We start from the raw sequence: 7,249 nt of genomic DNA, 5'->3' as shown, positions 1-7,249 counted from the left end.
GATGACATCTGCTACGCCACGCAAAACCGCCAGGATGCCGTCAAGGCGCTGGCCGATGCCTGCGATCTGGTGATCGTCGTCGGCAGCCAGAACAGTTCCAACTCCCGCCGCCTGAAAGAAGTCGCCGCCGGACGCGAGATTGCCGCCTATCTGGTGGACGCGGTCGATGAGATCGAGGCTGGCTGGTTGGCTGGAAAAACCCGTATCGGCGTCACCGCCGGCGCGTCCGCGCCGGATGTGCTGGTGCAGCAGGTGGTGAACCGCCTACACCAACTCTCCGGCGCGCCGGTCAGCCAGTTGCAGGGCGTGGAGGAAGCAGTGTATTTCCCGCTGCCCAAGGAGTTGGCGGCCTGAAGGCCTTGCCTGCCTGAGTCGCAGGCAAAAAAAACCCCGGCACCAGGCCGGGGTGAAGGCAGAGAAGAAGGGTACGCAGGGATCAGAAGTTGTAATTGAGCTGCACGGAGTACAGATTGGCGTGCGTCTTGAATTTCCCGCGAACGGTCTGCAAAGTAACTGCTTCGGTCGTATTCGTGACCGTGCGGGCTGTATCAGCATCCTTGAAGAAGATGCGGGCATAGCCGAAATCGAGCGAGGCATTCTGGTTAACTTTCCAGCGTGCGCCGAAGGCCAGCCAGGTGCGATCCGAGTCAGGCACGGTCATCGTCCGGTGCTTCGAATCAGGCACTGGCGATTCGTCATAAGCTACCCCGGCCCGCAGATTCCACGCATCATTTAACTGATGCTTGACGCCCAGGCCAAAACGCCAGGTGTCCTCGAAGTTGTAGCGTAGCGGTGCGGTGGCGCGGCCTTTCGTATCGGCGAACACAGGGATCAGCGCACCGACGGAACTCCAGCCTGTCCATGTGGCATCGGCAAGAAGTTCCCAGCGATCGTTCAGTTTGTGGCTGACAGCCAGCGAGAAATTATCTGGAGTTTCCAGCGACGCTTCGATGTCGTTATTGCGTCCGAAGGCCGGTATTTGCAGGTTGCCTTCCAGATCGAATTTGATTTTGGAGCGGTAGGTAAGGCCGACCCGGGTTTGCTCGGTGGGCTGCAACATGACGCCGACGTTCCAGCCCCAGGCCGTATCGTCGCCTTTCAGCTTGGCTTCCGGGCCAGCCAGCGAAATCGGGGTGTGCTGGCGGAACTCGATCTCGCTCTTGGCAAAGTTCACACCGAAACCGACGGACAGCAGGTCGTTGACCTTGTAAGCGATAGAGGGGTTGAGATTGATCTGGTGGATGGACGTGTATTTTCCGGAAAAGCGACCGGCAAAATTGTCTTTGTATTCAGTTTCGCTGCCGTAAGTCACCGAAACGCCCACGCCAGCACGCAAAGCCGGGGTAATCGCATAGCTGTAATAGAAGGCAGGAACGACCGAAGTGCCGCCGCCATTGCCGCCATTGCTGCCGACCGGGTGGAACAAGCCGGTTGGCGCACCTGCTGCGGTGAGCACAGGCATCGGTGACGTTCCGGTATTGGAAAAGCGCACTGAACGCTGGATTGCCGTTGCGCCAAGAGAAATGCTGTGTCCCATCGGCAGATAGGTCATCCCGGCCGGGTTGAAGTAAATGGTGCTGGCGTCTTCGGCGACGGCTGCGGCACCGGCATAGGCTACGCTGGTGCCGGCGGCATTCTGGTTCTGCAACTGAAAGCCCGAAGCCGAGGCGGAGCCGGCGAAGGCCAGGCCGATGAGGCCGGGGAGAAGGCGAAGGGTGAGGCGGTGAGTCATGGGTAGGTCTCCTAGTTATGAATACGGGAATAAATTCCCTTGGGTGAAACGATTAAACCGCAAACGGGCGTTTGAAACATTGTCTTATCTGAATTATTTTTTACTGTGTGGCAAGAATGCAACAAATATCCAAAAAGAGGCTGGAAAAACATGCGGGTAGCTTGTGCACCCATTCATTTACTTGCATGTCCCCAGCCTGGTCGGGCAAAAAATTCATCCTTGGGCAAGTCGAGCCTCCCGGTGTAGCGGGCCGCCGGTAAAAGGCGCGAAGCCCGTGCCGAAGATCACGCCGGCATCGGCCAGTTCGGCGTCGGCGACGATGCCTTCGGCGACCAGGCGTTGCGTGCGCTCGATGAGCGGCGCAACCAGCTCTTCCGCCAGCCCGGCCGGGGCGGCGGGGGCCGGGCCGCGCTGCGGCTTGCCCTGGTTCCAGGTGTAAAAACCCTGGCCGGCTTTCTTGCCGAGCTGCTGCCTGGTCACCCGCTCTTGCAGGCAGCGCGGCGCTTGTGCGCCACCCGCGAGCTGCTGGCCGGCGGCCATGGCGATGTCCAGGCCGACTGTGTCGATCAGTTCGATCGGCCCCATCGGCATGCCGAAGGCGAGCAGGGCGGCGTCGATGCTCTCCGGCGCGATGCCGCGATCCACCGCCTGCATGGCGGCGAGCATATAGGGCGCGAGCACGGCATTGACGAGGAAGCCGGGGGCGCTTTTCACCGGCAACGGCAGCTTGTCGATCTGCCGCACGAAGGCACAGGCGGCGCGCACGGCAGCCGGGTCGGCCCCCGCGGCTTCGACCACTTCGACCAGCGGCATCATCGCCACCGGGTTGAAGAAGTGGATGCCGACCAGTCGCTCGGGCCGCACCAGCACCGGGCGCAGGTCTTCCAGGCGCAGGCTGGAGGTGTTGCTGGCGAGAATGGCCTGCGGCTTCATCTTCGGTTCCAGCGCCTTGAACAAGGCGTGTTTGGCCTCGACGTTTTCGAAAATGGCTTCGATCACCACGTCGGCGTGGGCCACGCCCGCGCCTTCCGGGTCGGGAATCAGACGGTCGCAGGCCGCGCGCACGGCGAGCGGCTGGCGCAATTTTTTCTCAAAGAGCCTCTGGGCGCGGGCAATGGCAGGCGCAATGCGCGTCACGTCCTGATCCTGCAAGCTGACGCTGAGGCCGCGCAGCGCGCACCAGGCGGCGATGTCGCCGCCCATGACGCCCGCGCCGATCACATGCACGTGGCGCGCCACGAAATCGCCGCCGGCGTCGTTGCTCTTGCCGAAGCTCTTTAACCTTTCCTGCAAGCGGAACACGCGCAGCAGATTCTTCGCCGTCGGCGACTGGATGATGCGTTCGACCACGCCGGGCGCGGCCAGCGCGTTGCCGTCGTGTTTCTGCCACAGGTCGATGATGGCGTAAGGGGCCGGATAGTGTTCCGGGCGCGCCTTTTTCGCCACATGCTTGCGCGCGCCCTTGGCGACCACCGCTTTGAGCGGGCCAGACAGCATTTTTTGCATGAAGGGCAGCGGCCGGCGCGGCGTGTTGGAGAGCAGCAGCTGGCGCGCCGCCATTTCCATGACGCGCGGTGGCACGCAATCGTCGGCCAAGCCCATCTTTTTGGCGCGCACGGCGTCCAGCCCCTTGCCGGTAAGCATCATGTCGAGTGCCGCCGGTGCGCCGATGCGCTGCGGCAGGCGCGACATGCCGCCCCAGCCGGGGAAAATGCCGAGCATGACTTCTGGCAAGGCCATTTTGGTCCCGGGCTCATCCACCGCCAGGATGTAGCGGCAGGCCAACGCCAGTTCCAGGCCGCCGCCCAGGCAGTGACCGCGCACCAGCGCCAGTGTCGGGTAGCGCACGGCGGCCAGACGGTTGAACAGATCCCAGCCGCGCGCCACCAGTTGCCGGCCTTTTTCCGGCGTGTCGAGCTGGGAAAATTCGTCGATGTCGGCCCCGGCGACGAAGCCTGCCGCCTTGCCGGAACGGATGATCAGGCCGGCGGGCGGTTCGCGTTCGAGCTGGTCGAGCAGTTGCCCGAGCTCCTCCATCACCGCGCGCGACAGGGCGTTGGTCGATTCTCCCGCACGGTTCAGGCTGGCGGTAGCGATGCTTTGTGCATCGATGTTGAGGTTCCAGTGCTGAAAAGTCATGTTCAGTGTCCTTGCTGTGTGGCGTGGTCGCTGGCGGCGAAGGCGAGCGATAAAGCGCCGGGGCCGACGTTGACGGCGGCAGTTTTGCTCATGGGCGAAATGTGCAGGGCGACGCAGTGGTCTTCGGCACTTTGGGCCAGTTGCGCATAACCGGGCATGTCGTGCACGGTGTCAGGCGCGCCGCCGTAGCTGATGCACAGGCTCGGGGCGTCCACACCGGCACGGATGCGCCGGACGGCGATGTCGAATAATTGTTCGACACCGGCTGAAAAACCGCGCACCTTGCCGACGGTGGTGGTGAGGTCGCGGTGACAGTGCAAAATGGGTTTCATGCCCAGCCAGCTGCCCAGGGTGTAAGCCCCCCAGCCCAAGCTGGTGTCGCCTTTTTTGGAGGCGCGTTTGTAGATGTGAAAGAGATCGGCCGGGATGAGATAGGTGTGTGTGGCATCGATCAAGGCCTGCAGGCGTGCGCCGATTTCGCTGGGCATGCCGCCCAGGCGGATCAGGCGGATGGCTTCGGCGACTGGCACGGCTTGGCCGGTAAATAAATTGCGCGTGGACAGAACGCTGAGGCCGAAACGTTCTTCGAGCCCGGCGGCGCGGCGAATCGGTTTGTATTTACTGAGAATGGCTCGCGCCGCTTGCATGGCATTGGCGTAGATCGGGCTACGCGTACTGGTGATGGTGAGGCAGAATACATAGTCGTATTCGAGCACCAGGCGCTCGAGGAAAAGTGTTTCGATCTGCGTGGCGCAATAGGGGATGGATTCTGCGAAATGCTCGTTTTTACGGTCCAGATGCAAGGCGTAAAAGCTTTGTGTTTCTTCCGGGTGGCGGCGGTCCTCGATCAGCGCACTGCCGATACGCAGGCTGATGGGCAAAATGAGTACGCCGTGCCGGTCGAGAAACTCGCGCGGCAGGTCGCAGGCTGAATCGACGACGATTCCGATACGCATCTCAGCAGGCCTCGAGCAACATGGCACCGCCCAGGCCACCGCCGATGCAGATGGTCGCCACACCCCGCTGCGCCTGCTTGCGGCGCAAGACGTGCAGCAGGTGCAGGACGATGCGGGCACCGGAAGCACCGACCGGGTGGCCAAGGGCGACGGCACCGCCATCGACGTTGAGGCGATCGGCGGGAATATCACCGAGGGCCCCCGGTAGTTCGAGCTGTTCGCGGCAGTAGCCGTCATCGCGCCAGGCGGCCTGGCAGGCAAGCACCTGCGCGGCGAAGGCTTCGTTGAGTTCCCAGTAATCGATGTCGGCAAGCCCCAGCCCTTGGCGCTGCAAAAGTTGCGTGCTGGCATGCACCGGCCCCAGGCCCATTTGTTCCGGTTCCAGACCGGACCACTGGCTATCGACGATCTTGCCGAGCGGCTGCAAGCCCCACTTTTGCACGGCGTCTTCGGAGGCGAGCAGCACCCAGGCGGCACCGTCGGTGATCTGCGAGCTGTTGGCGGCGGTGATGTTGCCGTATTTCTTGTCGAAAAAAGGTTTCGGCTTGGCCATGCCGGCTAGATCGGCATCGGCGCGTACGCCGTCGTCTTCGCCATAGACCTTGCCCTTGCCATCGATGAGCGGCACGATTTCGCCGAAATGCCCCGCAGCGCGGGCGGCGACTGCGCGCTGGTGGCTGCGCACGGCGAATTCGTCCATCTGCCGGCGGTCGATGCCGAATTTCCAGGCCAGGTTTTCCGCCGTCTGCCCCATCAGCAGCCCGACCACCGGGTCGGTCAGGCCCTTCATCAGCCCGATGACGGGGGTCAGCAGCGCGGCGGGGCGCAGTTTCAAGAAATGGCCGATTTTCTGTCCGGCCGTGCGCAGGCTCATCATGCCGGCGAACCAGCGCACCATCGCGTCCGAGTAGAGCAGCGGCGCGCGCGACAGCGCATCGACGCCGCCCGCCAAGATCAGCTCGGCGCGCCCGCACTGGATGTTGGCAATGGCTGAATCGATCGCCTGCATGCCGGAAGCGCAGTTACGCATCACCGTCCAGCCCGGCACCTTCTTGCCACAGCCCAGACGTAGCGCCACCATGCGGCCAATGTTGGTTTCGTCCGGCGAGGGCGCGGCGCAGCCGAGAATGACCTCATCCAGATCAGAAGGCGCGAACGGCTGGCGCAGCAGCAGGGCGCGTCCGGCCTGGGTTGCCAGATCGGAGGCGGCGAACGGGCCGGGGCCTTTCTGCGCCTTGAGAAACGGCGTGCGCGCGCCGTCCACGACGTAAATGGTTTTTTTCATCACTGTCTCAATTTTTTACGCCGCCATGCGGTCGGCAAGAGGTTTGTTGGCCGTGGCGACGTCGAAATCGAAGGGGAAATCATCGACGCGCACGACGATGTCGCGCAGGTGGTTGCGCCGCTGCATGAGTTCATATTCGGCGGTGGTGATGACGCCGAGTTCGGCAGCGATTTTGGCGATGTCGCGCACATTGGCGCGTGGGTTGTCGGCAAAACGTCCGTCTTTTTGCGCGGCGCGAATTTTTGCTTCGATCGGTTCGGCCGCCAGGGTGGCGGCGAGCGCCAGTTCAATCGCTCCGACCGGCTCTTTTTCTTCCAGCGGCAGGAAGCATTCGGCGGTCAGCCGGTCGCGCGTGGCGGATGGCGCGATCAAGGATTTTGCCACCTGGTGCCCGACCGCATCCGAAGGCACGACGTAGGGGTGACCCCAGGGGAAAATCACGCGCTGGACGAGTGCGGCGATGAAGCGCACCGGGAAATTCGCCAGCACCCCATCAAAGGCCTGCTGCGCCTTGTACATGGCGTCCCAGATGGCCCAGTGGGCGAGCGGTGCGTCTTCCTGCTTGCGCCCTTCCGCTTCGTAGCGCTTGAGCGTGCAGGAAATGAGGTACATCTGCGCCAGAATGTCGCCCAGGCGAGCCGAGAGTTTTTCGCGGCGCTTCACACTGCCGCCGAGTACGAGCAGGGAGACATCGGAAAGAAAGGCAAAAGCGGCGGAAAAGCGCGTCAGTTGTTGATAGTAGCGGCGCATTTCCGGTGCCACGTCGGTGTTGACGCTGACGAAATGCGAACCGCTGATGCCTTGGCGCAAAGCCCGCCAGGCGTTCTTGAGGGTGAAGCCGATGTGGCCGAACAGGGCGCGGTCGAAATCGACCAAACCTTGCGCCGCATCCGGGTTTTGCGCCGCCCGCATTTCCGGCAAGAGGTAGGGGTGGCAGCGGATGGCCCCTTGCCCGAAGATGATCAGCGAGCGGGTGAGGATGTTGGCCCCTTCCACCGTAATCGCCACCGGCACCTGCTGGTAGGCGCGGCCGAGGAAGTTCGATGGGCCCAGGCAGATGCCCTTGCCGCCGATCACGTCCATGCCGTCATTGACCACCTGGCGCGCCCGCTCGGTGACGTGGTATTTGGCGATGGC

The 7,249-nt window shown here is 63.0% G+C and carries 5 protein-coding genes and 1 pseudogene; 1 reads left to right on the top strand and 5 read right to left on the bottom strand.

The features are described 5' to 3' along the window. Positions 1-354, top strand: a pseudogene (ispH, locus tag ACM62Q_RS12705) (4-hydroxy-3-methylbut-2-enyl diphosphate reductase); the annotation flags it as partial. Positions 355-436: 82 nt separating this feature from the next. On the opposite strand, the gene ACM62Q_RS12700 reads toward ispH, so the two are convergent. The 5 genes from ACM62Q_RS12700 to ACM62Q_RS12680 all read right to left on the bottom strand — a co-directional run. Next, positions 437-1,732, bottom strand: a complete 1,296-nt coding sequence (locus tag ACM62Q_RS12700; protein ID WP_415037152.1) for an OmpP1/FadL family transporter — start codon at positions 1,730-1,732, stop codon at positions 437-439. A gap of 213 nt (positions 1,733-1,945) precedes the next feature. After that, a complete protein-coding gene (locus ACM62Q_RS12695; RefSeq protein WP_415037150.1) occupies positions 1,946-3,871 on the bottom strand; it encodes a 3-hydroxyacyl-CoA dehydrogenase NAD-binding domain-containing protein in 1,926 nt (641 codons plus the stop codon). Positions 3,872-3,873: 2 nt separating this feature from the next. Continuing rightward, the gene (locus ACM62Q_RS12690; protein ID WP_415037148.1) at positions 3,874-4,827 is read right to left on the bottom strand and encodes a DegV family protein; all 954 of its coding nucleotides are present in this window, start codon (positions 4,825-4,827) and stop codon (positions 3,874-3,876) included. Position 4,828: 1 nt separating this feature from the next. Continuing rightward, positions 4,829-6,112 (bottom strand): acetyl-CoA C-acetyltransferase, encoded by a 1,284-nt coding sequence (locus ACM62Q_RS12685; protein ID WP_415037146.1) that lies wholly within the window; start codon positions 6,110-6,112, stop codon positions 4,829-4,831. A 15-nt stretch (positions 6,113-6,127) separates the two neighbouring features. Then, the coding region (locus tag ACM62Q_RS12680) for an acyl-CoA dehydrogenase domain-containing protein (protein ID WP_415037144.1) at positions 6,128-7,249 on the bottom strand (1,122 nt) is incomplete at its 5' end.

The organism is Azonexus sp., from assembly GCF_047638095.1.
Lineage (GTDB): Bacteria > Pseudomonadota > Gammaproteobacteria > Burkholderiales > Rhodocyclaceae > Azonexus.
This window is presented reverse-complemented; position numbering and strand designations above follow the sequence as displayed.

Bases quoted from the DNA above. Each gene is read 5' to 3' on its own strand.
- ACM62Q_RS12700 (WP_415037152.1), bottom strand. From the start codon at position 1,732: ATGACTCACCGCCTCACCCTTCGCCTTCTCCCCGGCCTCATCGGCCTG.
- ACM62Q_RS12695 (WP_415037150.1), bottom strand. From the start codon at position 3,871: ATGACTTTTCAGCACTGGAACCTCAACATCGATGCACAAAGCATCGCT.
- ACM62Q_RS12690 (WP_415037148.1), bottom strand. From the start codon at position 4,827: ATGCGTATCGGAATCGTCGTCGATTCAGCCTGCGACCTGCCGCGCGAG.
- ACM62Q_RS12685 (WP_415037146.1), bottom strand. From the start codon at position 6,112: ATGAAAAAAACCATTTACGTCGTGGACGGCGCGCGCACGCCGTTTCTC.